Annotated in this window: 2 protein-coding genes and 1 pseudogene; all 3 read left to right on the forward strand. The window is 70.5% G+C overall.

Annotation, left to right across the window (positions count from 1 at the left end; genetic code table 11):
- A pseudogene (locus tag ACWCPW_RS52055) lies at positions 1–198 on the forward strand (terminase large subunit); the annotation flags it as partial.
- Positions 199–207: 9 nt separating this feature from the next.
- Complete coding sequence (locus ACWCPW_RS52060) at positions 208–426, forward strand: hypothetical protein (protein WP_449768701.1); 219 nt, start codon at positions 208–210, stop codon at positions 424–426.
- Positions 426–1099 (forward strand): phage portal protein (locus ACWCPW_RS52065; protein ID WP_449768702.1); only part of this gene is annotated, 674 nt, incomplete at its 3' end. The genes ACWCPW_RS52060 and ACWCPW_RS52065, both read left to right, overlap by 1 nt.

Consider the following 1099-nt stretch of genomic DNA (forward strand, 5'->3'; position numbering starts at 1 on the left):
CCGGTGGTGCGCTGGTGTGTGGACAACCTGGCTGTGGCGATGGACCCGGCCGGGAACGTGAAGCCCGACAAGGCGGCGTCCGGCGACAAGATCGATGGCGTGTCCGCGCTGGCCACGGCCATGGCGGAGGTCGTCGCCCGGCCGCCCAAGCGCCGGTCGGTCTACGAGGACGACGACACAGCAATGATGATCGTCTGAGGGGGTCGCATGTTCTGGTGGCGCCGCACGGCCCTCCGTAAGCGCGTCGTCGTCAACCTGGCGGACAAGGCTTTCCGCGCCGTGTTGTGGGCCAAGCGTGGTCCGCTGCTCGTGCTGCGGGACGTCGAGTTGCTGGAGGCGGGACGCGAGCCGCAGGCCATCGACGGTGAGGTCGTCGTCGAGCGCGCCCGGGTGGAGTTCATCCAGGTGCTGGCGGGCGGTGGCTGATGGCGTTCGTCGTTTCGTCCGGGCAGTTGCAGGTGACCGGCGGGATCGGTGGCCTGGCGGGCACGGTCTACGGGGCGCTGCCCCTGTCGGGTGCGCCGTGGGAGTTCGCGGAGATCTGGCGGTGTCAGCCGCAGGTCCGCACGGTCGTCAGCTTCCTGGCACGCAACATCGCCTCGATCGGGCTGCACCTGTACCGGCGGGTCAGCGACACCGACAGGGAGCGCCTGGCGGAGCATCCGCTCGCGCTGCTGCTGTCGGCGCCGATGCCGCGGATGACCAGGTACCGGCTGATCGAGCGCCTGGTGTCGGATATCGCGATCTACGACGAGGCGTTCTGGATCAAGCTGCGGCTGGCCGGTTCGATGCGCCTGTTGCCGGTGCCGCCGACGCTGATCCGCCCGGCCGGCGGAACGTGGATCGCCCCGAGCCACTACGAGACTGCGGGCGGCAGGCGGTTCGAGGTGGACGAGGTCGTCCACTTCCACGGGTACACGCCGGACGACCTGCGGGTGGGGTCGTCGTCGATCGAGTCGCTGCGCGCGTTGCTGATGGAGGAGCGCGAGTCGAGCGCGCAGCGTGCCGCGATGTGGCGCAACGGCGCCCGCACCACAGGCGTCCTGACCCGCCCGGCGGACGCGGAGGAATGGAGCCCGGACGCGCGCCGGCGTTTCCA

The organism is Embleya sp. NPDC001921, assembly GCF_053594475.1.

Bases quoted from the DNA above. Each gene is read 5' to 3' on its own strand.
- ACWCPW_RS52060 (WP_449768701.1), top strand. From the start codon at position 208: ATGTTCTGGTGGCGCCGCACGGCCCTCCGTAAGCGCGTCGTCGTCAAC.